22 protein-coding genes are annotated in these 24,062 nt (G+C 65.6%); 17 read left to right on the forward strand and 5 right to left on the reverse strand.

Annotation, left to right across the window (positions count from 1 at the left end):
- Nucleotides 1–2 precede the first annotated feature (2 nt).
- Complete coding sequence (locus tag GN330_RS10750; protein WP_156712650.1) at nucleotides 3–479, forward strand: type II toxin-antitoxin system RatA family toxin; 477 nt, start codon at nucleotides 3–5, stop codon at nucleotides 477–479.
- Here the strand turns inward: GN330_RS10750 and GN330_RS10755 are convergent.
- Together GN330_RS10755 and GN330_RS10760 are read right to left on the reverse strand one after the other, a co-directional pair.
- Complete coding sequence (locus GN330_RS10755) at nucleotides 454–942, reverse strand: CinA family protein (RefSeq protein ID WP_156712651.1); 489 nt, start codon at nucleotides 940–942, stop codon at nucleotides 454–456. The two genes, GN330_RS10750 and GN330_RS10755, sit on opposite strands and share 26 nt — an antisense overlap.
- Entirely contained in the window at nucleotides 939–2,150 is a 1,212-nt protein-coding gene (locus GN330_RS10760; protein ID WP_156712652.1) for a bifunctional 2-C-methyl-D-erythritol 4-phosphate cytidylyltransferase/2-C-methyl-D-erythritol 2,4-cyclodiphosphate synthase, read from the reverse strand. Before GN330_RS10760 ends, GN330_RS10755 begins: the two co-directional genes overlap by 4 nt.
- 161 nt (nucleotides 2,151–2,311) lie before the next feature.
- Between GN330_RS10760 and dusB the strand changes: the two genes are divergently transcribed.
- The 10 genes from dusB (at nucleotide 2,312) to GN330_RS10810 (ending at nucleotide 15,281) form a co-directional block, all read left to right on the forward strand.
- The gene (gene dusB, locus GN330_RS10765) at nucleotides 2,312–3,337 is read left to right on the forward strand and encodes a tRNA dihydrouridine synthase DusB (protein WP_156712653.1); all 1,026 of its coding nucleotides are present in this window, start codon (nucleotides 2,312–2,314) and stop codon (nucleotides 3,335–3,337) included.
- Nucleotides 3,334–4,476 carry a two-component system sensor histidine kinase NtrB gene (locus tag GN330_RS10770; protein WP_156712654.1) on the forward strand — a complete coding sequence of 381 codons (1,143 nt, stop codon included), beginning with the start codon at nucleotides 3,334–3,336 and terminating at the stop codon, nucleotides 4,474–4,476. The genes dusB and GN330_RS10770 overlap by 4 nt, the downstream gene beginning before the upstream one ends.
- A complete protein-coding gene (gene ntrC, locus GN330_RS10775) occupies nucleotides 4,473–5,942 on the forward strand; it encodes a nitrogen regulation protein NR(I) (protein WP_156712655.1) in 1,470 nt (489 codons plus the stop codon). Before GN330_RS10770 ends, ntrC begins: the two co-directional genes overlap by 4 nt.
- Nucleotides 5,943–6,059: 117 nt before the next feature.
- Nucleotides 6,060–8,336: a sensor histidine kinase NtrY-like gene (locus tag GN330_RS10780; protein ID WP_156712656.1), complete on the forward strand. Its 2,277-nt coding sequence runs from the start codon at nucleotides 6,060–6,062 to the stop codon at nucleotides 8,334–8,336.
- Nucleotides 8,326–9,687, forward strand: a complete 1,362-nt coding sequence (ntrX, locus tag GN330_RS10785; RefSeq protein WP_156712657.1) for a nitrogen assimilation response regulator NtrX — start codon at nucleotides 8,326–8,328, stop codon at nucleotides 9,685–9,687. The genes GN330_RS10780 and ntrX overlap by 11 nt, the downstream gene beginning before the upstream one ends.
- Nucleotides 9,688–9,709: 22 nt before the next feature.
- Nucleotides 9,710–11,086 carry a Trk system potassium transporter TrkA gene (trkA, locus tag GN330_RS10790; protein ID WP_156712658.1) on the forward strand — a complete coding sequence of 459 codons (1,377 nt, stop codon included), beginning with the start codon at nucleotides 9,710–9,712 and terminating at the stop codon, nucleotides 11,084–11,086.
- Between the two features lie 43 nt (nucleotides 11,087–11,129).
- Complete coding sequence (locus GN330_RS10795) at nucleotides 11,130–11,993, forward strand: D-amino-acid transaminase (protein WP_156712659.1); 864 nt, start codon at nucleotides 11,130–11,132, stop codon at nucleotides 11,991–11,993.
- 138 nt (nucleotides 11,994–12,131) lie between these two features.
- Nucleotides 12,132–12,380 (forward strand): RNA chaperone Hfq, encoded by a 249-nt coding sequence (gene hfq / locus GN330_RS10800; protein ID WP_106569504.1) that lies wholly within the window; start codon nucleotides 12,132–12,134, stop codon nucleotides 12,378–12,380.
- 75 nt (nucleotides 12,381–12,455) lie between these two features.
- A complete protein-coding gene (gene hflX, locus GN330_RS10805; protein WP_156712923.1) occupies nucleotides 12,456–13,733 on the forward strand; it encodes a GTPase HflX in 1,278 nt (425 codons plus the stop codon).
- A 282-nt stretch (nucleotides 13,734–14,015) separates the two neighbouring features.
- Entirely contained in the window at nucleotides 14,016–15,281 is a 1,266-nt protein-coding gene (locus GN330_RS10810) for a Glu/Leu/Phe/Val family dehydrogenase (RefSeq protein WP_156712660.1), read from the forward strand.
- A 135-nt stretch (nucleotides 15,282–15,416) separates the two neighbouring features.
- Here the strand turns inward: GN330_RS10810 and mazG are convergent, their stop codons facing one another.
- Entirely contained in the window at nucleotides 15,417–16,241 is an 825-nt protein-coding gene (gene mazG, locus GN330_RS10815) for a nucleoside triphosphate pyrophosphohydrolase (RefSeq protein ID WP_156712924.1), read from the reverse strand.
- A gap of 75 nt (nucleotides 16,242–16,316) precedes the next feature.
- The gene (locus GN330_RS10820) at nucleotides 16,317–16,760 is read right to left on the reverse strand and encodes a MarR family winged helix-turn-helix transcriptional regulator (RefSeq protein WP_197435116.1); all 444 of its coding nucleotides are present in this window, start codon (nucleotides 16,758–16,760) and stop codon (nucleotides 16,317–16,319) included.
- A gap of 327 nt (nucleotides 16,761–17,087) precedes the next feature.
- On the opposite strand from GN330_RS10820, the gene GN330_RS10825 reads away from it, so the two are divergent.
- From GN330_RS10825 to GN330_RS10850, 6 genes are all read left to right on the forward strand, one after another.
- On the forward strand, nucleotides 17,088–18,506 hold the full coding sequence (locus GN330_RS10825; RefSeq protein WP_156712662.1) for a hypothetical protein: 1,419 nt from the start codon (nucleotides 17,088–17,090) through the stop codon (nucleotides 18,504–18,506).
- Between the two features lie 158 nt (nucleotides 18,507–18,664).
- Nucleotides 18,665–19,969, forward strand: coding sequence for an ABC transporter substrate-binding protein (locus GN330_RS10830; RefSeq protein ID WP_156712663.1), 1,305 nt, complete (start codon nucleotides 18,665–18,667; stop codon nucleotides 19,967–19,969).
- 139 nt (nucleotides 19,970–20,108) lie between these two features.
- Nucleotides 20,109–20,990, forward strand: coding sequence for a branched-chain amino acid ABC transporter permease (locus tag GN330_RS10835; protein ID WP_156712664.1), 882 nt, complete (start codon nucleotides 20,109–20,111; stop codon nucleotides 20,988–20,990).
- On the forward strand, nucleotides 20,990–21,952 hold the full coding sequence (locus tag GN330_RS10840) for a branched-chain amino acid ABC transporter permease (protein WP_156712665.1): 963 nt from the start codon (nucleotides 20,990–20,992) through the stop codon (nucleotides 21,950–21,952). Before GN330_RS10835 ends, GN330_RS10840 begins: the two co-directional genes overlap by 1 nt.
- Complete coding sequence (locus GN330_RS10845) at nucleotides 21,949–22,701, forward strand: ABC transporter ATP-binding protein (RefSeq protein WP_343040595.1); 753 nt, start codon at nucleotides 21,949–21,951, stop codon at nucleotides 22,699–22,701. Before GN330_RS10840 ends, GN330_RS10845 begins: the two co-directional genes overlap by 4 nt.
- Nucleotides 22,694–23,401, forward strand: a complete 708-nt coding sequence (locus GN330_RS10850) for an ABC transporter ATP-binding protein (protein ID WP_156712667.1) — start codon at nucleotides 22,694–22,696, stop codon at nucleotides 23,399–23,401. Before GN330_RS10845 ends, GN330_RS10850 begins: the two co-directional genes overlap by 8 nt.
- Before the next feature lie 21 nt (nucleotides 23,402–23,422).
- On the opposite strand, the gene pncA is transcribed toward GN330_RS10850, so the two are convergent.
- Nucleotides 23,423–24,022, reverse strand: a complete 600-nt coding sequence (pncA, locus tag GN330_RS10855; RefSeq protein WP_156712668.1) for a bifunctional nicotinamidase/pyrazinamidase — start codon at nucleotides 24,020–24,022, stop codon at nucleotides 23,423–23,425.
- Between the last annotated feature and the right edge of the window lie 40 nt (nucleotides 24,023–24,062).

Genomic DNA, 24,062 nt, shown 5'->3' on the forward strand with positions numbered 1-24,062 from the left:
CCATGCCGAAATACGAAACCGTCCGCAACGTAGCCCACGCGCCGCGGGAGATGTTCGCGCTGGTCGCCGATATCGAGCGCTATCCCGAGTTCCTGCCGATGTGCGAGGCGCTTTCGGTGCGCTCGCGCAAGCAGGCGCACGGCGTCGTCGTGTCGATCGCCGACATGACGGTGGGTTACAAGGCGATCCGCGAAACCTTCACCAGCCAGGTGATCGCCCGCGAGGCCGACAACGCCATCAACGTCAAATATCTCGACGGGCCGTTCCGCTTCCTCGACAATCGCTGGCGTTTCGAGCCGGACGGCAAGGGCGGCACGCAGATCAATTTTTACATCAACTACGAATTCAAGAGCCGGATTCTCGGTGCGATGATGGGGGCGATGTTCGACCGCGCCTTCCGCATGTTCGCCGGCGCCTTCGAAAAGCGCGCCGACGAGATTTATGGCGTGCCGGTCAGCGCGCCAGCCTCGCAAGGATAAGCTCAAGCGCGGTCCTGACCGTGTTTTGGCGCACCGCGTCGCGATCCCGATCGGCGAACACTTTCCGGTGCGTAGCCGGTTCCCGGCCCGTGAGGGCGATCCCGAACCAGACCAGTCCGACCGGTTTTGCCGCCGAGCCGCCGCCGGGACCGGCAACGCCGGTGACGGAAACGGCGAGCCCCGCCCTCGAGCGGGCGAGCGCGCCGGCCGCCATCTCGCACGCCGTTTCGGCTGAGACGGCACCGTGGGCGGTGAGGGTTGCGCTGGTTACGCCGAGCATCTCCATCTTGGCCTCGTTGGAATAGGTGACGAAACCGCGGTCGACGACGGTCGAGGAGCCGGCAATATCGGTCAAGGCGGCCGCGATCATGCCGCCGGTGCAGGATTCGGCCGTGGCCAGCATCAGGCCCTGCCGCTTGCAGGCCGCCAGCACCGCCTCGGCCAGTTCCGCGTGCGGGCTCATGCCGGCAACTCGCCCGGAAAGACCACGCTCGTCGTGGCGATGGCGGCGATGCCCTCGCGGCGGCCGACGAAACCGATCCGCTCATTGGTGGTCGCCTTGACCGAAACCCGGCCGGCGTCGAGGCCGAGCATCGCCGCCATCGCCGCGACCATCGCCTGGCGATGCGGGCCGATTTTCGGTGCCTCGCAGATCAGTGTCACGTCGACATTGGCGATCCGCCCGCCCTTGTCGCGCACCAGCCGGGCGGCGTGTTCGAGGAAGATGTGCGAGGCGGCACCCTTCCACTGCATGTCGGAGGGCGGAAAATGCGTGCCGATATCGCCGGCCGAACAGGTGGCAAGCAAGGCGTCGGTCAGCGCGTGCAGGCCGACATCGGCGTCCGAATGTCCCGACAGGGCCCTGTCGTGCGGGATCGCCACGCCGCACAGCGTCACATGATCGCCCGGGCCGAAACTGTGGACGTCGTAGCCGTTGCCGGTCCTGACGTCGGGAAAGCCGGTTCGAGCGGTGCCGAGGCGTTCATCCGCCATCGCGATCTCCCGTGCGAAAGTGAGTTTGACGTTGTCGGGCGCGCCGGCCACGATCTGTACCGGGATCTTGGCCCATTCGGCGATCGCCGCGTCGTCGGTGAAATCGGCCAGGCCCGCCGCGTGGGCGCGCCGGTGCGCGGCCAGGATCGGCGCGAAGGAAAAACCCTGCGGCGTCTGGGCCGAAAACAGGCCCGCGCGCGGCACGGTCTCCACCACACATCCGTCGCCGTCCGCCTTCTTCAACGTGTCGGCGACGGCGAGCGCCGGCAGCACGGCGTCGCACTCGGCCAGCCCGGCCACGACCCGGTCGATCAGGGCGGCATCGACGAATGGGCGCACGCCGTCATGGATCAGGACATGGGCGGGCGCGGCATCGGCCAGGCTTTCCAGCGCCAGGCGCGTGGAGGCCTGCCGGCTGGCGCCGCCATGCACGACCGAGACCTGGCGGCCGGGATCGGCGACGGCGTCGCGAAACAGCATCTGGTCGTCGGGGTGGATCGCCACCACGATGCGGCCGACCGCCGGATGGTCGCGAAAGGCGGCGATGGTGCGGTCCAGAACCGCGCGGCCGCCGATACGGCGATATTGTTTCGGCCCCTCGGCCGATTGTCCGGCGCGCTCGCCGCGTCCGGCCGCCACGATCACGACGGCGATCCCGTTGACCTGCCGATCGAGCATGAAAAACACATCCCTGTTGGTTCGCGTGAGGCTTAGCGAGCGCGCCGGGCAATGGCCAGATATTTGTTCGGCGTCGGGCACAGCGCCTGTATTTTGCATTGCACCATCGTCATCTCTTGGCTAAAGAATATGCAAATTGATTGGCTGCGCGGAAATTGTGCATGTTGGCATTCGAGGCGCTTTCGCGCCCCTTGGCGATCGGCGACGTGACGATCCGCAATCGCGTGTTCCTGGCGCCGCTGTCGGGCGTCAGCGACAGCGCCTTTCGCGCGCGGGCGGCCGCGCACGGCGCCGGGCTGGTGGTGTCGGAAATGATCGCCAGCGGCGAGCTGGCACGTGGGCGTTCTGAATCGGCGCGCCGGCTCGCGCCGGCCGGTGATGGGCCGCATGTCGTGCAACTGGCCGGCCGCGAGGCGTGCTGGATCGCCGAGGGCGCGCGCATCGCGGCGGGCGAGGGGGCCGAGATCATCGACATCAATATGGGCTGCCCGGCCAAGAAGGTCACCGGCGGCTATTGCGGCTCGGCGCTGATGCGCGACCTCGACCATGCCCAAGCGCTGATCGCGGCTGCCGTCGACGCCGTTCCGGTTCCCGTCACCGTCAAGATGCGGCTCGGCTGGGACGACACCGAGTTCGCCGCGCCCGAGCTGGCGCGCCGGGCCGAGGCCGTCGGCGCGCGCATGGTGACCGTGCACGGGCGCACCCGCTGCCAGTTCTACAAGGGCAAAGCCGACTGGCGCGCGATCCGCCAGGTCAAGCACGCAGTGACGATCCCGGTGGTGGCCAATGGCGACGTGGCCGATGCCGCCGGTGCCGCTCGCATCCTCCAGCAATCGGGTGCCGACGCGATCATGATCGGCCGCGCCCATTACGGGGCGCCGTGGACGGCCGGCGCGATCGCGGCGGCGTCGTCGGGCGGTACCGCAACCGGCATTCCGGTGAGCCCGGCCGCGCTCGCCGACTATGTCGGCGCGCATTACGAGGCGATGCTGTCGCTCTATGGCAACGACAGGGGCGTGCGCCACGCCCGCAAACATCTCGGCTGGTATCTCGACCGGCACGCGCCGGCGCTGGCCGCGCTCGACCGCCAGGCGATCATGATCGCCGACGATCCGGCCGCGGTGCTGGCACGGCTTGCCGACCTGTTCGAGGCCGGCGCCGATCATGGCGCGGGGATCGCGGCATGAGACCGGTTTCAGTCCCGGCGGCGCAGCCCGGTCTGGCCGAGATCGTGCTCAACACGATCCGCCATCCGGTCATCATGCTCGACCCTGACGGCCGGATTGCCTTCGCCAATGCCGACGCGGAAGTGTTTTTCCGCTCCAGCGCCGTCATTCTGGCGCGCAACCCGCTCGATCATTTCGTGCCGTTCGGCAGTCCGTTGCTGACCCTGGTCGAGGAGGTGCGCGCGCGCCAGTCGCCGGTCAACGAGTATCGCGTCGACATTTCCTCGCCGCGACTCGGCGGCGACAGGCTTGTCGACATCCTGGTCGCGCCGGTTCCCGAAATGCCGGGCTCGGTCGTGGTCATGTTCCAGGAACGTTCGATGGCCGACAAGATCGACCGCCAGATGACCCATCGCGGCGCGGCGCGCTCGGTGACCGGGCTGGCGGCGATGCTGGCGCACGAGATCAAGAACCCGCTTTCGGGCATACGCGGCGCCGCACAGCTTCTGGAGACCGCCGCATCCGACGAGGACCGCGCGCTGACCCGGCTGATCACCGACGAGACCGACCGTATCGTCGCGCTGGTCGACCGCATGGAAGTGTTTTCCGACGAGCGACCGATCGAACGCGGCCCGGTCAACATCCACGTCGTGCTCGACCACGTGAAGGCGATCGCCCGCAACGGCTTTGCCCGAAAAATCCGCATCGTGGAGGATTACGATCCCTCGCTGCCGCCGGTGTTCGGCAATCGCGACCAGCTCGTCCAGGTGTTCCTGAACCTGGTCAAGAACGCCGCCGAGGCGATCGCGGCGCGCCCGGACGGCGAGATCACGCTGTCGACCGCGTTCCGGCCGGGCATCCGGATCGCCGTGCCCGGCACGCGCAACCGGGTGTCGCTGCCGCTCGAATTCTGCGTGCACGACAATGGCGGCGGGGTGCCCGACGATATTCTGCCGATCCTGTTCGACCCCTTCATCACCAGCAAGCCGAACGGGTCCGGCCTCGGACTCGCCCTGGTTGCCAAGATCGTGGGCGAGCATGGCGGCGTAATCGAATGCGATTCCTCGCCGCGCGGCACCGTTTTTCGCGTGCTGATGCCGGCCTGGAAAGGCCAGGGCGACCCGGTCGACGGCGGACCAAATACGGGAGACGCGGCATGACGCAAGGCAGCATCCTCGTTGCCGACGACGACGCGGCGATCCGCACCGTGCTGAGCCAGGCGCTGTCGAGGGTTGGCCATACCGTGCGCGTCACCTCGAACGCGGCCACGCTGTGGCGCTGGGTGTCTGCGGGCGAGGGCGATCTGGTGATCACCGACGTGGTGATGCCGGACGAAAACGCCTTCGACATGCTGCCGCGCATCAAGAAGGCGCGGCCGCAACTGCCCGTCATCGTCATGAGCGCGCAAAACACGTTCATGACCGCGATCCGGGCCTCGGAAAAGGGCGCTTACGAATATCTGCCGAAACCGTTTGACCTGACCGAGCTGCTGGCGATCGTCAATCGCGCCCTGGCGGAGCCGAAACAGCCGGCGGAAAAACCGCGCCCCGACGACCAGCCCGAGACGATGCCGCTGGTCGGCCGCTCGGCCGCCATGCAGGACATCTACCGCATGCTGGCGCGGATGATGCAGACCGATCTGACGGTGATGATCACCGGCGAATCGGGCACAGGCAAGGAGCTGGTGGCGCGCGCGCTGCACGAATATGGCCGCCGCCGCAAAGGACCGTTCGTGGCCATCAACATGGCCGCGATCCCGCGCGACCTGATCGAATCGGAACTGTTCGGCCACGAAAAGGGCGCCTTCACCGGCGCGCAGCACCGCTCGACCGGCCGTTTCGAGCAGGCCGAGGGCGGCACGCTGTTTCTCGACGAGATCGGCGACATGCCGATGGAGGCGCAGACCCGGCTGCTGCGCGTGCTGCAGCAGGGCGAATACACCACCGTCGGCGGGCGCACGCCGATCCGCACCGACGTGCGCATCGTGGCCGCGACCAACAAGGATCTGCGTACGCTGATCAATCAGGGCCTGTTTCGCGAAGATTTGTTTTACCGCCTCAACGTCGTGCCGCTGCGGCTGCCGGGCCTGCGCGAACGGGCCGAGGACGTTCCCGACCTTATCCGCCACTTCTTCGCCATCGCCGAACAGGAAGGCTTGCAGGCCAAACGCATCCTGCCGGCCGGCATGGACCTGCTGAAGAATTATGCCTGGCCGGGCAATGTGCGCGAGCTGGAAAATCTTGTGCGGCGGCTGGCCGCGCTCTACCCGCAGGAAGAGATCGGCGTCGAGATCATCGAGGCGGAGCTGAACGGTACCGGCAGCCCGCAGGGCGATGCCGGCCCGCGTCCGGTCACCGAGACCGTATCGGTCGGCCAGGCCGTCGAGGACCATCTACAGCGCTATTTCTCCTCCTTCGGCGAGGAGCTGCCGCCGGCCGGGCTCTACCAGCGCGTGCTCGCCGAGGTCGAATACCCGCTGGTGCTGGCCGCCATGACCGCGACGCGCGGCAACCAGATCCGGGCCGCCGAACTGCTCGGCCTCAACCGCAACACGCTGCGCAAAAAAATCCGCGAACTCGGCATCAACGTCTATCGCACCACGCGCGGCGGCAGCGTCGCCTCCTGATTGCGCCGCTGGCGGGCCGGTGGCGCCCGCGGCGCAATAAACTGCCGTGTGCCCCGATTTTGTTGCAGAATCGCCACATTGCGTTGCATCATTGCAACGCAACCGCGTGGCAGGGGAATGACGAACCAAAGCGAAACCATGCCGGCCGCCAGCATGCTGGAGCCGGCGGCGCCGGAAGGGCGCAGGCTGATGGCCTTGCCCGGCATCGTCGCCGTCGCGGCGTCGCTGATCTGCGCGGCCGTCTCCTTCATCATCCTTGTCGGTCTGGGACCGATCGCGCCGACCAAACAGGTCACGCTGACGCTGATCGCCATCAACGTCCTGCTGATTCTGGCGCTGGTGCTGCTGATCGGCCGCGAGGTGCACCGTATCGTCGCGGCCCGGCGCCGCGGCAAGGCGGCGTCGCGGCTTCACGTGCGCATCGTCGCGCTGTTTTCGCTGGTCGCGGCGGTGCCGGCGCTGGCGGTGGCGATCGTGGCCTCGATTACGCTCGATATCGGCCTCGACCGCTGGTTCGAGATCAAGACCAAGGCGATCGTTAATTCCTCGCTGTCGATCGCGGAGGCCTATGTTCAGGAGAACGCGCGCAATCTGCAGGGCACCGCTTTGTCGATGGCGATCACGCTCGACCAGAACCGCACGCTTTACGGCCTCGACCGTACCGGTTTCCTGCGGCTGATGACCCAGCAGGCGGTCGGGCGCGGACTGGCGCACGCTGCCCTGATCCGCGACGACGGTGACATTATCCTGCAGGCTGACACTCGGGCCGAGTTTCCCATGCCCGAGCCGCCGGCCGGCGCGGTGCGCGACGCCTCCGGCGGCGATCCGGTGCTGATCGAACCGCGTACGCGCAACATCGTCGGCTCGATCATCAAGCTGCGCGACATCGAAGGCAGCTATCTCTACACGATCCGCCTGATCGATCCGCAGGTGATCCGCGCGCGCCAGATCGTGCGCGCCAATTCCAGCGACTATCGCGAACTGGAAGTAAGTCGCACGACCGTCCAGGTCGCGTTCGCGCTTGTCTATCTGGGGCTGACGCTGATCATTGTGTTGTCGGCGATCTGGACCGGCATCGCGGTCGCCGATCGGCTCGTGCGTCCGATCCGCCAATTGATCGGCGCGGCCGACGAGGTTGCGACCGGCAATCTCGACGTGGCGGTTCCCGTGCGGTCCTCCGACGGCGACGTCGCCTCACTCGGCGACACGTTCAACAAGATGCTGCAACAGTTGAAATCGCAGCGCAACGAGCTGATTTCGGCCAAGGACCAGATCGACGAGCGGCGCCGCTTTTCCGAAGCGGTACTGGCCAGCGTGACCGCCGGCGTGATCGGCGTCGACCCGGACGGTATCATCACCATCGTCAACCGCTCGGCCGAGACCATGCTCGCCTTGAAGGCGCCCAAGGCGCTCGGCCAGAAACTGTCGTCGGTGCTGCCGCATATCGGCCACGTCTTCGAAATGGCGCGCAGCTCCGGCCGCCCAGACTATCGCGAGCAGGTGACGTTTTTCCGCACCGGCGCCGAGCGCACCTTCAACGTCCAGGTCACTATCGAGGAAGACGAGAAGAATGCCGAGCTTCCCGCCTATGTGGTTACGATCGACGACATCACCGACCTGATGCAGGCGCAGCGCGCCTCCGCCTGGGCCGACGTCGCCCGGCGCATCGCGCATGAGATCAAGAACCCGCTAACGCCGATCCAGCTTTCGGCCGAGCGTATCCGCAGGCGCTACGGCAAGGTGATCACTTCCGACCGCGAGGTCTTCGACCAGTGCACCGACACCATCATCCGCCAGGTCGGCGATATCGGCCGGATGGTCGACGAATTCTCGGCCTTCGCGCGCATGCCCAAACCGCTGATGGAGGTCACCGATCTGCGTGAGGCGCTGCGCGAGGCGACCTTCCTGGTCGAGGTCAGCCACTCCGAGATCGGCTTCAAGCATGATTTCGGCAAGCAGGCTTTGACCGGACGTTTCGACATGCGTCTGATGAGCCAGGCGTTTGGCAATATCGTCAAGAACGCAGCCGAGGCGATCGAATCCGACACCGATGCGAGCGACGGGGAAGGCGGCGAAATCCGCGTCACGGCGACCAGGAACGACGATTGGATCATTGTCGACGTGGTCGACAACGGCAAGGGACTGCCGCGCGAAAACCGCCAACGGCTGCTGGAGCCCTATATGACGACGCGCGCCAAGGGCACCGGCCTCGGCCTGGCGATCGTGCGCAAGATCGTCGAGGATCATGGCGGGCGGCTGGAACTGCACGACGCACCGAACGATTTCCACGGCGGCAAGGGGGCATTGGTACGCATCGTTCTGCCCGCGCTGGGAAAAGGCGACGCCAAGGGTGGCGCGAACATGACGGAAAAGAAGGTCGACCATGACGTCTGATATTTTGGTCGTCGACGACGAAGAAGACATCCGCGAACTCGTCGCCGGCATTCTGGAAGATGAGGGCCACGACGCGCGCACCGCCCATGACAGCGACAGCGCGCTGGCCGCGATCGCGGAGCGCGTGCCCTCGCTGATCTTTCTCGACATCTGGCTGCAGGGCTCGCGGCTCGACGGCCTGGCGCTGCTCGACGAGATCAAGACCATCCACCCGCATGTGCCGGTGGTGATGATTTCCGGCCACGGCACGATCGAGACCGCGGTTTCGGCCATCAAGCGCGGCGCCTATGATTTTATCGAAAAGCCCTTCAAGGCGGATCGGCTGATCCTGATTTGCGAGCGCGCGCTGGAAACGCTGAAATTGAAGCGCGAGGTGAGCGATCTCAAGAAACGCACCTCCGACACGTTCGATCTGATCGGCATGTCGGCGGCCATGAATCAGTTGCGCCACGTCATCGACCGGATCGCACCAACCAACAGCCGCGTCATGGTGATCGGGCCGTCGGGCTCCGGCAAGGAGGCGGTGGCGCGCGCCATCCACGCGCTGTCGGCGCGCAAGGGCGGGCCGTTCGTTTCGCTCAACGCCGCCACCATCACGCCCGAGCGTATGGAGATCGAACTGTTCGGCACCGAGCCGAACGGCTCGGAACGCAAGGTCGGCGCGCTCGAAGAGGCGCATCGCGGCACGCTCTATATCGACGAGATCGCCGACATGCCGCGCGAGACCCAGAACAAGATTTTGCGCGTGCTGGTCGACCAGAAGTTCGAGCGCCTCGGCGGCGCCAAGCAGGTCAAGGTCGATGTGCGCATCATTTCCTCGACCGCACAGAACCTGGAAGCCATGATCGCCGAGGGGCGGTTCCGCGAGGACCTCTATCACCGTCTCGCGGTAGTGCCGGTGATCGTGCCGGCGCTGTCGGAGCGGCGCGAGGACATTCCCTATCTCGTCGATCATTTCATGAAGCAGGTGGTCCGCCAGTCCGGCATCAAGCCGCGGAGGATCGGCGACGACGTGCTCGCGGTTCTGCAGGCACACAACTGGCCCGGCAATGTCAGGCAGTTGCGCAACAATGTCGAACGCCTGATGATTCTGGCGCGCGGCGACGATGCCGACATGCCGATTACCGCCGAGCTTCTGCCGGCCGAAATCGGAGACGTTATGCCACGGGCGCCAAATCAGTCCGACCAGCACATTCTGGCGTTGCCGCTGCGCGAAGCCCGCGAGCATTTCGAAAAGGAATATCTGATCGCCCAGATCAACCGTTTTGGCGGCAACATCTCGCGTACGGCCGAGTTCATTGGTATGGAACGATCCGCATTGCACCGGAAGCTGAAATCGCTCGGCGTTTGAGGCCGGCTGGACGGGATAGACCATGCGCGTGATCATCTGCGGCGCCGGCCAGGTCGGCTACGGCATTGCCGAGCGGCTCGCCGCCGAGCAAAACGACGTGTCCGTCATCGACACCTCGCCCGAGCTCGTGCGCACGATCCGCGACCAGCTCGACGTGCGCGGTTTCGTCGGTCATGGCGCCCATCCCGACGTGCTGGAAATGGCCGGCGCGCAGCAGGCCGACATGCTAATCGCCGTGACCCTCTACGACGAGGTCAACATGACCGCCTGCCAGGTGGCGCATTCGATCTTCAACGTGCCGACCAAGATCGCGCGCATCCGCGCCCAGTCCTATCTGCTGCCGCATTACCAGAACCTGTTCTCGCGCGAGCACCTGCCGATCGACGTCATCATCTCGCCCGAGATCGAGGTCGGTGAGATGGTGTTGCGCCGCATCGCGCTGCCTGGGGCAAACGACGTCGTGCGCTTCGCCGACGGCAAGGTGGCGATGGTGGCGATCGAATGCCTGGAAGAATGCCCGGTGATCGATACGCCGCTGTCGCAATTGACGGAGCTTTTTCCCGATCTGCCTTCGACCGTCGTCGGCGTGTCGCGCAACGGGCGATTGTTCATTCCCCATTCGGCCGACCAGCTCGTCGCAGGCGATCTCGCCTATGTGGTGACGACGACCGACCAGGTCCGCCGCACGCTCGGCCTGTTCGGCCACGAAGAGGTCGAGGCGATGCGCATCGTCGTCGCCGGCGGCGGCAATATCGGCCTTTACGTCGCCCAGGCGCTGGAGGCGCGCCAGTCGCGCACCAAGGTCAAGATCATCGAGGACACGCGCGAGCGCGCGGTGGCGATCGCCGACAAACTGCGCCGCACGATCGTTTTGAACGGCAGCGCGCTCGACCAGAAAGTGCTTTTGGAGGCCGACATCCAGGACGCGGACCTGATGGTGGCGCTGACCAACAACGATCAGGTCAACATTTTGTCGAGCGTCATGGCCAAGCGGTTGGGGTGCAAGTCGAACCTGGCGCTGATCAACAATCCGACCTACCAGGATTTCACCCGCACGCTCGGCATCGACGCCCACGTCAACCCGCGTACGGTGACGATCTCGCGGATCCTGCAGCATGTGCGGCGCGGTCGGATCCGCGCTGTGCACAGCGTGCAGCGCGGTCTGGCGGAGATCATCGAGGCCGAGGCGCTCGATACCTCGCCGCTGGTCGGCTCGCCGCTGCGCGATCTGGAACTGCCCGACGGCATGCGGCTGGGCATCGTCTATCGCGACGGCCAGGCGATCAAGCCGAACGGCGCGTTCGTGGTCCGGCCCGGGGACCGGATCGTGATCTTCGCGCTCGCCTCTGCCGTACGCCAGGTCGAGCAGATGTTCCGGGTCAGTCTCGAATATTTCTGAAGATGTGAAGACCGGCCCGTGCCGGGACGAAACGAGGGGAACCATGCCGCGTATTTCCTATGTCAACGGGCGTTATCTGCCCCACGCCGAGGCCAAGGTTCACATGGAGGACCGCGGCTATCAGTTCGCCGACGGCGTCTACGAGGTGTGCGAGGTGGCGCGCGGCCACATCATGGACATGAGCGGCCATCTCGATCGGCTCGACCGCTCGCTGGGCGAACTGGCGATTGCCTGGCCGCTCGAGCGCCGGGTGCTGCCGGCGATCATGCGCGAGGTGGTGACGCGCAACAGGGTGCGCGACGGGCTGGTCTATCTGCAGATCACGCGCGGCGTGGCCCCGCGCGACCATGCCTTTCCCGCGCCGAGCACGCGCCCCTCGCTGGTGGTGACCGCCAAGCGCTCCGACCCGCAGGCCGCGCGCCGGCGGGCTGAAACCGGCATCGCCGTGATCACCGTGCCGGAAAATCGCTGGGACCGCGTCGACATCAAGACCGTGGGGCTGTTGCCCAACGTGCTCGCGCGCCAGAAGGCCAAGGATGCCGGCGCCCAGGAAGCCTGGTTCGTCGATCCCGACGGCACGGTCAAGGAGGGCGCCTCGACCAATGTGTGGATCGTCACGGCGGACGGACATTTGGTCACACGCCCGGCCGACACAGGGATTTTGCGCGGCATCACGCGCGCGACCGTGTTCAGGATCGCCGAGAAACTCGGCTACACCGTGGAGGAGCGGGCCTTTACCGTGGAGGAGGCGCTGAAGGCCCGCGAAGCCTTCGTCACCGCGGCGACGACGGTGGTCATGCCGGTGGTCAGGATCGACGACAAGCCGGTCGCCAACGGCCATCCCGGCACGGTCGCGCTTTCCCTGCGCGAGGCTTTTTTTGACGTTGCGGAAAAAACCCAAGCCTGATAACCGCTGAGGGACAGGCAGTTCTACGCTTAAGGGACGGGTCAGTTCCGGCGCTTGGTTTGTGCGTGTTGCGAACGACAAGGTTCGTCCACGGCGCCACATTTGACCGACGACAGGGCACGGCGGAAGAGAAGAACAATGGCGGAAAGATCGCAAAACCTTCAGGACCTCTTCCTGAATACGGTTCGCAAGAGCAAGAACCCTCTGACGATATTCCTGATCAATGGCGTAAAGCTCACCGGAGTGGTGACGTCATTCGATAATTTCTGTGTGCTCCTGCGGCGCGACGGGCATTCGCAGCTCGTCTATAAGCACGCTATTTCCACCATCATGCCGAGCCAGCCGGTTCAGATGTTTGATGGTGAAGACAATGGCCGGGACGGTTGATTGGACATAGCGGGACCGGGCGGCGGCGGACCTAAAGCCGTACTCGCAACGGCGGTAGCCGGCGCGTCGGCAGTGATGCGCGCCGCGGTGATCGTTCCCGTCCTGTCGCGCCAGCAATCGCTTGCCCCCGCCGATCCGGCGGGCCGGCCGCGGACGCCGCGCTTGCCCGAGGCGCGCCTTGCCGAAGCGATCGGTCTGGCGCGCGCAATCGATCTCGACCCCTGCCATACCGAAATCGTCGCCGTTGCCGCGCCGCGTCCGGGCACCCTGCTTGGCAGCGGCAAGATCGACGAACTGGCCGAGCGGCTGCGCGACGGCGACATCAAGCTGGTGATCGTCGACCATCCGCTGACGCCGGTACAGCAGCGCAATCTCGAGCGCGCGCTCAGCGCCAAGGTGCTCGACCGCACCGGCCTCATCCTGGAGATTTTCGGGCGCCGGGCCCGCACCAAGGAAGGCGCGCTGCAGGTCGAACTGGCCCATCTGAATTATCAGCGTGGCCGCCTGGTGCGCAGTTGGACCCACCTGGAGCGGCAACGCGGCGGCGCCGGGTTTCTCGGCGGGCCGGGCGAGACCCAGATCGAGGCCGACCGCCGGCTCCTGCAGGACCGTATCATCCGCCTGAAGCGCGAGCTGGAAACCGTGCGCCGCACCCGCGACCTGCACCGCGCCAAGCGCAAGAAGGTGCCGTTTCCCGTCGTCGCCATCGTCGGCTACACCAATGCCGGAAAATCCACGCTGTTCAACCGTCTGACGGGGGCGGGGGTGCTTGCAGAGGACATGCTGTTCGCTACTCTCGACCCGACCTTGCGGCGGGTGCGGCTGCCGTATGGCACGATCATGATCCTGTCGGACACGGTCGGGTTCATCTCCGACCTGCCGACCCATCTGGTCGCCGCTTTCCGCGCTACGCTCGAAGAGGTCGTCGAAGCCGACCTGATCATCCACCTGCGCGATCTGTCCGATCCCGATGCCGCCGCGCAGGCCGAGGACGTCGAGACGATCCTGCGCGATCTGGGCATCGACGCTTCCGACGAAGCCAGAGTTCTGGAAGTCTGGAACAAGGTCGATGCGGTCGAAACGCAATCCGGCGCCACCGGCAGCGCCATCGTGATCTCGGCCCTGACCGGGGTGGGGCTCGATACGCTGATGGCCGCCATCGAGCAGCGCTTGTCGGGAAAGCTGCGGGATACGACGATCGTGCTCCAACCCTCGGATATGAGCCAACTCGACTGGCTCTACCGCAATGGCGAGGTGCTGGGACGCGAGGATCTCGACGATGGGGGCGCCAGGCTGCGTGTGCGCCTGACGGAAGCGGCCGCCGAGGAGCTGGCGCGCCGCCGCGAAACCTGACGCCGGCGGCCTCGCGGTATCGCGCCGTTCACCGCCGTCACCCTTGTGGTCCTGGAACCGCTTCCCCTGTAAGCCAGCCGGTAATCACCAAGGTCGCGACACGATCGCCAATGGTCGCTTTTGGGTTTGTCCCGATATTCACATGGGCCAGCCAAAGCCTTGTGTTTGCAACCTAAAACCGTCATTGCCTGATATGACGGCCGCGTTGACGCCCCCGGCCAGTCCCGCCCGTCCGGGCATTCGCCACCCGCTTCAAAATTGCAACGATTCGAAGGAGAGATAATGTCCGAAGACAGCCTGCTCGACCATGCGTTGGTACGCCTAGATCAGGCGGCGTCCCATCTCAGCATTGATCCGGACGTGATCGAGAAACTGAAATATGCGCGGGAGACCACGAAGGTGCGTCTGATGATCCGTATGGACGACGGATCGCGTAAATCATTTCTTGCCTGGCGCTGCCGTTATGACGACACGCGCGGCCCCACCAAGGGCGGCATCCGCTTCCATCCCGCGTCGACCGCCGACGAGGTCGAGACGCTGGCCTTCTGGATGACCTTCAAATGCGCGGTGATGAACCTGCCTTATGGCGGCGGCAAGGGCGCCGTCCAGGTCGATCCGCGCACCTTGTCGAAGGCCGAGCTCGAACGGTTGTCGCGCGCCTATATTCAGGCATTCGCCCGCATTATCGGGCCTGACCGGGACATTCCGGCCCCCGACGTCTACACCAATTCCATGATCATGGGCTGGATGGCCGACGAATACGCCCAGATGGTCGGGCAGGCCGAGCCGGCGGTGATCACCGGCAAGCCGATCGCCCTTGGCGGTTCGCTCGGGCGCGGTGACGCGACGGCGCGTGGCGGCTTTTATCTCGTGCGCCATCTGGCCGAAAATCTCGGGCTGGGACAGACCATGCGCGTCGCCGTTCAGGGCTTCGGCAATGCCGGCCAACATATCGCCCGCCTGCTCGCCGGCGACGGTCACAAGGTCGTCGCGGTATCGGATTCCGAAGGTGCGGTGTATTCGGAAGCCGGGTTGCATATGGATATGCTGCTCGACGCCAAAGCCGAAGGCCGTTCGGTCGCGAGCACCGCCGGGCAGGGCGGGCACGAATGCATGCCGGCTGCCGACCTGACCGGGGTCGACTGCGATCTTTTGGTTCCGGCCGCGCTGGAAAACATGATCCACGTGGGGAACGCTGCCTCGGTCAAGGCGACGCTGGTCCTGGAACTCGCCAACGGTCCGGTGACGCCGGAAGCCGATGCGATCCTGGCCCAAAACAACGTCATCGTGCTGCCGGACATTCTGGCCAATGCCGGCGGCGTCACCGTCTCCTATTTCGAATGGGTGCAAAACCGTCAGGGTTATTACTGGACGGAAGAGGAGATCCACGACAAGCTGCGGGTCATCATGGAGCGCGAGGGGCGCGCCGTCTGGGACGTGGCGCGGGCCAAAGATGTGACGATGCGCACGGCCGCCTATGTCCACGCGCTCGGCCGGCTCGCCGAGGCGATCGAGGCGCACGGCACCCAGAATTTCTTTACCAGCTGAGCCGTTCGCGGTCGTTGCAGGCGTTTCCGCGACCGTGTCGTCGCTGGAACGTCCTGAAGCAAAAGCCGGCCACGCCCAGGCTGTACCGTCATTGCGACCCGCCCGAACCCGGGTCGCGCACATCAGGAGCCGACCCTATTCGTCGGCTTTCGCCTCCTGCCAAACCGCTTCCATTTCCTCCAGCGAGGCCGCATCGAGCGTGCGCCCGCGGGCCGTCAGCGATCGTTCGACATGGTGGAAACGCCGGCGGAACTTGTCGTTGGTGCCGCGCAGGGCGGTTTCGGCGTCGGCGCCGACATGGCGGCCGAGATTGACAAGCGCAAACAGCACGTCGCCAAATTCGTCCTTCACCTTTGCCTGATCGCCGCGATCCAGCGCCTCGCGCAGTTCGCCGATCTCCTCGGTGATCTTGTCGAGAACCGGCCCGGCCTCGGTCCAGTCGAAGCCGACCTTGGCAGCCCGCTGCTGCAGCTTCAGCGCGCGCGTCAAAGCCGGCAGGCCGAGCGGCACGTCGTCGAGATAGCCGCGATCAGCCTCGGAGGCATCGATGCCCCGGGCGTCGCGCCGTTGCTTGCGCTCGGCCTTTTCCTCGGCCTTGATCGCTTCCCACATCCCTTTGGCCGTGCCGGCCGCGCGTGCGTCGGCGTCGCCGAACACATGCGGATGGCGGCGGATCATCTTGGCGGTGATGGCCTCGACCACGTCGCCGAACGAAAACGCTTCTCGTTCCTCGGCCATGCGGGCATGGAACACGACCTGCAGGAGCAGGTCGCCCAGTTCCTCGCGCAAATCGTCGAGATCATCGCGGGCGATCGCATCCGCGACCTCGTAGGCTTCCTCGAGCGTGTAGGGCGCGATGGTGGAAAAATCCTGCTCGACATCCCACGGGCATCCGGTTTCCGGCGTGCGCAGCGCGGCCATGATCTCGATCAGGCGCGAAATGTCCTTGGAGGGTCGCATGGCGACGAGACTAAGCAGTTGGGCTCGAAACGCCATCGGCATGGGCGCACGGGGCCGAATTATCCACAGTCGCGGCTATTGCTCGGCAAGCCCGAGCCGTACTTTTTCGAGCAAGCGGCGAAATTCCTGATGTTCGGCCTCGCTCAGGTTCAATCCGATGGCGCGATCCCCGTCCTGAACCGCCGGGATTGCTTCGGCGAGTATGTCCTTGCCGCGCTCGGTGATCCAGATCGTTCGGATACGCCGGTCGGTCGCCAGCGGACGCCGCTCTACCATGCCGTCGCGTTCGAGCCGGTCGATCATCGGAACCAGCGTCGATTTGTCGAGCCCGCGCGCCCTGGCCAGCAGACTCTGGCGGGAACCGGGGTTTCGTTCGACAATGGCCAGCAGGGAAAATTGCTGCGGTGTGATGCCGAAGGCGGCAAGCCGGTTTTCCACCAGCCGGAATGCGGCAAGATAGGTCAGACGAATCTGACGGCCGAGCAGGTCCGGCAGGATACCTTGATCCAGATCTTCCATCGCGCTTCCGTGAGCGTCGGTGTCGTGCGGTGCGCCGAACATGGTGCCTCAATCGTTATCGTCCAACGAATTGGATAGCCATTTTTCTATCTAATGGCTATCGCTTATTTAGCAATCTCTTGCATTCATCCCCAGCCCAGATGCACCGCCGCCCGTTTTGGCGGCCATCGACTGTGCCGGCCGGCAAAACAGCGGACAAGTTCAGACGTTCCTGTCTAAGATAGGTAACTTCAGTGCAGCCGACAAATCATGCCATTCAGCCAGATTAACCGAGATGACCGGCAACGCGCGGCGCGACGACGGCAACCGTTCGCCGACCGCGCGCCGATGCGCGCACGCGCGCTGGCGCTCGCCGTCGGTCTGCTTGCAGCAACCGTGGCGCCAGCCTTTGCCCATGTATCGGACCGAGCCTATGTGCTGCTGCTGCCGACCGGCTACTACCTGGTCGGCGGCGGGCTGGCCGTCTGGCTGAGTTTCGCGGTGCTGGCGCTGGTGCCGCCGGCGCTGCTCGACCGGCTCGCGCGTTGGCGTTCGGCCGGCCTGGCGATACGCCTCGATCCGCGGGCGCTGACCAGCACCGTCTCCTTTCTGGTTTTCGCCGGCCTTATCGCGGCCGGACTTTTCGGCAGTCGCGACCCGCTGTCCAACCCGTTGCCGCTGGTGTTTTGGGTTTTCATCTGGATCGGCGTGGTGCTGTTTCAAGGGATCTTCGGCAATCTGTGGCGGTGGATCGAGCCCTGGTACGGGCCGTGGCGCCTGGTCATGCTGATGCTCGGGCGGCCCGACGGGCGGCCGTTCCTGCCCTATCCGCCGCGCGCGGCCACATGGCCGGCCTCTTTTGGCTTCGCGGCCTTCGTCTGGTTCGAACTGGTCTATATCGCTCCGGCCGACCCGGAGAAACTGGCGCTCGCAATGGCGGCCTATTGGGGGATTGCCTTTTGCGGCATGGTCGCCTTCGGCCACCGCCACTGGAGCCGGCGGGCGGAGTTCCTGTCGCTTTTGATGACGATGGTGGCGCGCATGGCCTTCGTCGAGGTCAACAGCAGCCGGCCCGGCCGGATTGGCCTGCGTCTTTGTCTTCCCGGCGCCAGGCTGGCGAGCGCGCCGGCCCTGTCGAAAAGCGCCGCCGCCTTCCTGCTTCTGACTTTGAGCGCGATCTCGTTCGACGGGCTGATGCGCACTTTTTTCTGGCTCAGCATGGCCGGCGTCAACCCGCTTGAATTTCCCGGCCGTTCGGCGGTCGTGTGGTCGAACAGCATCGGGGCCGCTGGCGCCTTTGTCGCCTTGTGGGCGCTGTTTCACGGCGCGGTACGGGCTGGCGCGCGCATGGCCGGCGCGGGGCCGGACGATGCTGCTTTGGCCGGGCGGCTGGTCTGGTCGCTGATGCCGATCGTGCTCGGCTATCATTATTCCCACCATCTGCCGGCGCTGCTCGTCGACGGGCAATACGCGCTGGCCGCGATTTCCGATCCGTTCGCGACGGGCTGGAATCTGTTCGGTACGGCCGGGCTGCATGTGGCGGCCGCGCTGACGGCGGGCGCCGACACGGCCTGGCTGATCTGGAACCTGCAGTCGGCGGCGATCATCGGCGGACACCTGCTCGCCGTGGCCGCAAGCCATGTCATCGCTTGGCGCTGCTACGGTTCGGCCGGCCGCGCCGCGATCAGCCAGATACCGCTTGCCGGACTGATGGTGATCTATACGGTTTTCGGGCTGTGGCTGTTATCGACACCGACGGGGTATTGACTTGCGGGCCGACTCCTTCCTTACGCGGGGTAAGGGGCGGTTGCCATGGCCGGGGATTGATGATTTGATTTGTACACAATCGATTTTCTTTCCGCGTCGCGGACCGGTTCCGGCAAGCGCCGCCTTTGGTCGAAATCGGAAATCATGAGGGAAACGGCATGAGTGAAAAACGCAGCAAAACCAGCCTTCTGACGGACAAGCTCAACCGCCGAACCGCCCTCAAGGGGCTCGGCGCATCGGCCGGTCTAACGCTGGCACCCGGCTTCGTGCGCTACGCCCAGGCGCAGTCGTCCGAGCCGATCCGCATCGGCTTCCAGGCCCACCGCACCGGCATCGGCGCCGCCTATGGCCGCTGGTACGAACGCACCACGATGGCGGCCGCCAAGGCGATCAACGACGCTGGCGGCATCAATGGCCGCCCGCTCGAGATCGTGACCGAGGACGACGGCACCGACCCGAAGCGCGGCGCGGAAGTTGTGGAAAAATTCGCCAACCAGCACAAGGTCGATGTCGTTTACGGCACCTTGTTCAGCCATGTCGTGGTCGGCTCGGCGCCGACGGCCGGCGAACTGAAAATGCCCTATTACGTCGTCAGCGAAGGTTATCACGTCGCCTCCGGCAAGCTCAATCGCTACGTCTTCCAGCCCGGCATCACCGACGTCAAGGCGCAGGTCTCCTCGATGGCGCCGTGGGTGGCGTCCAATCTGGGCAAGAAAGTCACGATGATCTTTCCCGACTATGCCTTCGGCCACGACCATCGCGATTTCTTCACGGCGGCGATCAAGGAGCAGGGCGGCGAGGTGATCAAGCACGTGCCGATCCCGCCGACGGAAAGTTCCTTCACGCGTTATTTTCCGCAGATCCCGTCCGACACCGAAGTGCTTTATCACGTCATGGTCGGCCCGGCCGTTTTGACCTTCGTCAAGGAACTCGGCGAGTTCTATGGCGGCGGCGGCCCGAAGCTATTCGGTTTCATCGATTCGCTCGAGGCGGTCGACATGGCCAGCCCGGGTCTGGAATTCCTCGACGGCAGCCATTTCTGGGAAGGCATGCCGCGCTACCTGCAGGCCGACGCGCCGGACTACGTCAAAGCCTATCGCGACGCGGTCGGCATCGACCAGAACGGCGCGTCGGTCGACGATCCCAAGGACGTGTCGACGGCCGCGCATATGTTCGGTTGCTGGGAAACGCTCTATGTCATCAAGGCGGCGATGGAGGCGGCCGGCTATCAGGGGCCCGACGACCGCCAGAAGCTGGTCGAGGCGACCGAGGCGATGACCGAATTCGCGGCCGGGCCGGAGCATCCGCAAGGAGCCAAGAAGTTCAACGGCGAGCTGCATCAATGTTTCGGCCACCAGTACATCTCGCAGGTTTCCGACGGCAGGATGGAGGTCGTGCACCGCACCGAGATCGAAGACGGCATGTATGAGCCGGAAGGCGACTACACCACACAGTCGCTTTGAGGCGCCGCGCCCGCCGCCCCGCTCTTTCCGAGGCGGGGCGACGGGACACGCCCGCTACCCCGAAATCCCCGCCCGCTTCCGCCACGCCCCGCGCCGTACTTGAAACGCGCCGCCGCCGCAGGTGCTGAGACCGCTCGTTATGTCCTTTGGACCCCATCTTCTTCTGGCCACCCTCGAAGGCCTGGTGACCGCCGCCGTGCTGGCGCTGACCGCGCTCGGCCTGTCGCTGGTGTTCGGCGTCATGCGCGTGGTCAACGTCGCCCATGGCGAGTTCTTCATGCTGGGCGCCGTGCTCGCCTGGTTCTTTTCCACCCTGGTGACCGGCAGTCCGGCGGTCGGTTTCCTGCTGGCGCTGGTGCTGTCGCCGCTCGTGGTCGGACTGGTTGCGCTGGTCTGCGAGCGGGCGGTGCTGCGCCGGCTCAACTATGATCCCGAGGCCACGATCGTGGCCACGATCGGCATGCTCTATATCATCCAGCAACTTGCGCTGACCTTCTACGGGCCGGAGGCGCGACCCGTGCAGGCGCCGTTCAACCTGCGCATCGCGCTGCCCTGGTTCGGCTATTCCGGCTACAAGCTGGCGGTGATCGTCGCCTCGATCGGGCTGATCCTGGCCACCTGGCTGGTGCTGACGCGCACCCGCATCGGCCTGGTCATGCGCGCGACCCAGTTCGACCGCGAGACGGCGCAGAATTTCGGCATTCCCGTCGACAAGGTCTATGCGGCCGTGTTCGCGCTCGGCGCCATGCTGGCGGCGGTCGCCGCGGTGCTGATCGTGCCGATCCAGCAGGCGCATTATCTGATGGGGCTCGATCCGCTGCTTCTGTCCTTCATCGTCGTCATCATCGGCGGGCTGGGCTCGCTGCGCGGCACGGTGGTGGCCGCGGTGCTGATCGGCCTGTCGGACGGTATCATATCGGTGTTCTTTTCGCCGACGCTCGCCAAGATGATCGCCACGCTGCTGGTCGCCCTGGTGCTGGTCTTCCGCCCGCAGGGTCTGTTCGGCCAGGCGGCGCGCTGATGGCGGGCCGGGCGACGACACGCGCGCTGCTTTTGCACCTGGCGGTGCTGGCGGCGCTCGTGCTGCTTTACTGGATCCTGCCCGACTATCATCGCGGCGTTCTGGCCAGGGTGCTGGTGCTGGCGGTGTTCGCTGCCGGCTACAATATCGTGTTCGGTTATGCGGGCCAGCTCAGCCTCGGCCATGCGATGTTTTTCGCCGCCGGCATCTACGGCGCCGGATTGCCCGTCTACCACCTCGACTGGGGCGTCGGTGCGGCCTTCGCCACCGGCGTCGGTGCCGGCGCGCTGCTGGCGCTGGTGGTCGGCATGCTGGCGCTGCGCACGACCGGCGTCGCCTTCATGATCGTGACGATGATGTTTTCGCAGGTGTTTTACCTGACCACGCTCTATTTCACGCAGTGGACCCGCGGGGAGGAGGGGCTGGTGCTGCCGCAGGCCGCGCGCCGGCTGGCGCTGCCGGGCCTGGAGATCGACCTGAGCGATCCGGCCAGCCGCTATTTCGTCGCCGTGGCGCTGTTTTCGGTCGTGCTTATGGCAAGCTTCGCGATCGTGCGTGCGCCATTCGGACGCGTGCTGGTGGCGATCCGCGAAAACGAGGAGCGGGTGCGCATGCTGGGTTACGATGTGTTTTCCAACAAGCTCGCCGCCATGGTGATTTCCGGCGCCTTCTGCGCCGCCGCCGGCGCCGCCTACGCGGTGCTGTTCGGTTATATCGGCTCGACCTTCGCCGCGATCCAGTATTCGATCCTGCCGCTTTTGTGGGTGCTGCTCGGCGGCGCCGGCACGGTGCTGGGCCCGCTTTTGGGCACCGTTTTCATGTTCTATGTCGTCGACATCACGTCGGGCTACACCTCCGCCTATCTGCTGATCGTCGGTGTCGCGCTGATCGTGCTGGTGCTTTTCTTCCCCAAAGGCGTGCTCGGCACGATCCGCGAAAGGTGGCTGAAATGGCTACCGTGAGCCCGTTGCTGCAGACGCGCGGCTTGAGCCGGTCCTTCGGCGGCTTGCGTGCCGTCGACAGTGTCGATTTTTCGCTCAACGAGGGCGAGATCAGGGCGATTATCGGCCCGAACGGCGCCGGCAAGACGACATTCGTCAGCCTCGTGTGCGGCCGGATCGCGCCGAGTGCCGGCACGATCCTGTTCGAGGGCGTCGACGTGACCCGGCTGCCAGCCCATCAAAGGGTCAAGCGCGGCATCGCCTACACGTTCCAGATCACCTCGATCTTCGCCAATCTGAGCGTGTTCGACAATGTCGCGCTCGCCGCCCAGCGCCGGCTGATCGACCATGCCGAGCGCGGCGGCAGCCGGTTTTCGCCGGCCGATCTGCGCAGGGGCGTCGCCAGCGCGCTGGAGCGGGTCGGGCTGGCCGATCGCGCCGAACAGGCCGCCGGCAAGCTCGCCTACGGCCACCAACGCCTGCTCGAAGTCGCCATGGGCCTGGCGCTCGAACCGCGGCTGTTGATCCTCGACGAGCCGACGCAGGGCCTGTCCGACGCCGAGATCGACGGCTTCATTGCGCTGGTGCGCGACATCGCCCGCACGGCGACCGTGCTTCTGATCGAGCACAACATGCCGGTGGTGATGGCGCTCGCCGACCGCATCACGGTGATGAACAACGGCGCGGTGCTGGCCGAGGGCACGCCGGCCGAAATCCGCGCCGACAGCGCCGTCCAGCATGCCTATCTCGGGACGCCCGACGATGACTGACATCCTCACCATCAACAAGATCAATTGTTTCTACGGTGACGTTCATGTGCTGCGTGACTTTTCTCTGACCCTGCGGCAAGGTGAGGTCCTCTGCCTGCTTGGCCGCAACGGCGCCGGCAAGACCACCGCGCTAAAAGCGGTTATGGGGCTGGTGCCGGTGCGTTCGGGCGAAATCCTGCTCGGCGCGGACGATCTCGCGCGCCTGCCCGCGCACGAGGTGCCGCGCCGGGGCGTTGCCTATGTGCCGCAGGGAAGGCGGCTGTTTTCGGAATTGACGGTGGCCGAAAATCTCGAGATCGGCCTGATGACGCGCGGCCGCGGCGGCGACACGCGCGAGGCGGTGCTGGCGCTGTTTCCGGTGCTGCGCGAGCGACTGGCCCAGCGTTCGGGCACGCTGTCGGGCGGCGAGCAGCAGATGCTGGCCATGGCGCGCGCGCTGTGCGTGGAACCCTCGGTGCTTTTGCTCGACGAGCCGACGGAGGGGCTGATGCCGTCGATGATCGCGCGCATCCGCGAAACGGTGACGCGGCTGCGCGAACAGGGCGTGTCGACGATCCTGGTCGAACAGCGCGTCGATGCGGTGCTGCCGGTCGCCGACCGGGTCGCCTTCATCGAAAACGGCGTCAACCGCGACGTGGTCGACGTCGACCGGCTGCGCGCCGAGCCGGAACTGGTGCGCCATTATGTCGGTCTGGGATAGGGAGCGGCCGCTGAAACCGGTTCAGACCAGGCGCACCCCGGCCTCCTTCATCATGCCGGTCATCGCCGCCAGCGAGCCGCCGAGATCGATCGCCCGGCAGGCTTCCATCACGACTTTGACCGAAAACCCTTCCTGGACCGCGTCGAGCGCGGAATAGGCGACGCAGAAATCGGTCGCCAGCCCGACCATGGTCAGATCGGCGATGTTGCGCTCGCGCAGATAGCCGGCAAGCCCGGTCGGCGTTTCGTGATCGTTTTCGAAAAACGCCGAATAGCTGTCGATCTCGCGGCGAAATCCCTTGCGCACGACGAGCTCGGCCTTGGTCCAGTCGAGCCCGGCGTGAAACGCGGCGCCGGCGCTGCCCTGCAGGCAATGGTCCGGCCACAAGGTCTGCTCGCCATAGGGCATGTCCACCGTTTCGAAGGGCGCCTTGCCGGCGTGCTCGGCGGCGAAGCTGGAATGGCGCGGCGGATGCCAGTCCTGGGTCATGATGACGTGATCGAAGCTTTCGATCAGCCGGTTGACCACCGGCACGATCTCGTCGCCGCCGGTAACGGCGAGCGCGCCGCCGGGGCAGAAATCGTTTTGCAGATCGATCACGAGCAGGGCTTTGTCGGCCATTTGTGTCCTCTTGCGGCTGGGCTGGAGCGGCGCGCGGCAG

The sequence above is a fragment of the Nitratireductor arenosus genome (assembly GCF_009742725.1).
Lineage (GTDB): Bacteria > Pseudomonadota > Alphaproteobacteria > Rhizobiales > Rhizobiaceae > Mangrovimarina > Mangrovimarina arenosa.